Below are 1,468 nucleotides of genomic sequence, written 5' to 3'. Positions count from 1 at the left end.
ACGCCCCGAAATACCCCAGACGGCAAAGCTGATCACCAGCAAAGACAGCAACGCCTTCGCGACCCAGGTGCCCGCCGCGTTTCTCAAGATACCAAGCATGCCTACTTCCGATTTTTGCGCATTTTTCGTGCGCCCGAGTCTGAAACAAGCGCAATAGCGCCCTTCCGGTCCACTGTCGATTGCTTTGTGGCCTGATTTTGATAGTGAGTGCGCAAGCCAAATCTCGCCTGGAGAAGCAAAGCCCATGACGCCTGGAATCCGCCCGCTCGTTGCCGGCAACTGGAAAATGAACGGCACCAGCGCCTCGCTCAACGAACTGAGGATGATCGGCAACGGCTTCATGAGCGGCCTCGACGCCGAGACGGAGGCGCTTGTCTGCGTGCCAGCGACCCTGCTTTCGCACGCCGCCGAAATCCTCTCGCGCACCCCGGTTCGGGCCGGTGGCGAGGATTGCCATCCCAAGGAAAGCGGTGCCTACACCGGACGGATTTCGGCCGAGATGCTAAAGGACGCCGGCGCCAGCCACGTCATCGTCGGCCACTCCGAGTGCCGCGCCGATCTCAGCGAGGACGATGCCACCATCCACGCCAAGGCCTCCGCGGCATGGCGGGCCGGGCTGGTGGCTATCATCTGCATTGGCGAGACAAGGGCCGAGCGCGAGGCAGGCACGACGCTCGACGTGCTGTCGCGCCAGGTCGCCGGTTCCGTGCCGACAAGCGCCACTGCGGCCAACACCGTCATTGCCTACGAACCGGTTTGGGCCATCGGCACCGGCCTGACGCCGACCGCCGATGACGTCGCCGAGGCGCATGCGCACATCCGCGCAAAGCTGACGGAGCTGCTTGGCGGCGCGGCCGCAAAGATACGCATCCTCTATGGCGGCTCGGTCAAGCCGTCCAACGCTGTCGAGTTGCTCGGCGTCGCCAATGTCGACGGCGCGCTGGTCGGCGGCGCCAGCCTGAAGGCGGCGGATTTCCTCGGCATCGCCGAAGCCTATCTGAATATCTCCTAGTCGCGGAGCCAGCCGGCCGGCGCGGCCGAAATCGTTGCAAAGGGCGCATTGCTCCCCATATTCCGGCCACGGGCTTGGAAATGCCGCTAAAGCATTGTAAGGAGCCGCCTCCAAATCACCGGTCGTATCCGCGGCCGCGCAAGGCCTTGCCAGGATAAACTATGGAAACCGTACTGATCGTCATTCACCTTATGGTCGTGCTCGCGCTCGTCGGCGTGGTGCTGCTGCAGCGCTCCGAAGGCGGTGGTCTCGGTATCGGTGGCGGTTCCGGTTTCATGACGGCGCGCGGCGCCGCCAATGCGTTGACGCGGGCGACCGCGATCCTGGCGGCTGCCTTCTTTGCAACGTCTCTCACCTTGTCACTCGTGGCGCGCTACGGCGAAAAGCCGATCGACATCCTCGATCGCGCTCCGGCGTCGTCCAGCAACGCCGGCAAGGGCGTGCTCGACCAGTTGC

Annotated in this window: 3 protein-coding genes; 2 read left to right on the top strand and 1 reads right to left on the bottom strand. The window is 64.1% G+C overall.

Features of this window, described 5'->3' with window-relative positions:
* Nucleotides 1-312, bottom strand: a 312-nt coding sequence (locus EN781_RS35665; RefSeq protein WP_245492707.1) for a SurA N-terminal domain-containing protein, incomplete at its 3' end; no start/stop codon positions are given.
* Here EN781_RS35665 and tpiA point away from each other — a divergent pair.
* Together tpiA and secG are read left to right on the top strand one after the other, a co-directional pair.
* Nucleotides 245-1,012, top strand: a complete 768-nt coding sequence (tpiA, locus tag EN781_RS32425; protein ID WP_126054483.1) for a triose-phosphate isomerase — start codon at nt 245-247, stop codon at nt 1,010-1,012. The genes EN781_RS35665 and tpiA overlap by 68 nt on opposite strands.
* A gap of 161 nt (nt 1,013-1,173) precedes the next feature.
* Nucleotides 1,174-1,468 (top strand): preprotein translocase subunit SecG (gene secG, locus EN781_RS32420; RefSeq protein WP_127400718.1); only part of this gene is annotated, 295 nt, incomplete at its 3' end.

Origin of the sequence: Mesorhizobium sp. M4A.F.Ca.ET.090.04.2.1 (genome assembly GCF_003999085.1) — a bacterium.
Lineage (GTDB): Bacteria > Pseudomonadota > Alphaproteobacteria > Rhizobiales > Rhizobiaceae > Mesorhizobium.
The sequence above is the reverse complement of the archived record's forward strand: the minus strand, read 5'-3'. Positions and strand labels throughout refer to the sequence as shown.

Excerpts from the sequence above, each read along its gene's own strand:
- tpiA (WP_126054483.1), top strand. The coding sequence starts at position 245 with ATGACGCCTGGAATCCGCCCGCTCGTTGCCGGCAACTGGAAAATGAAC.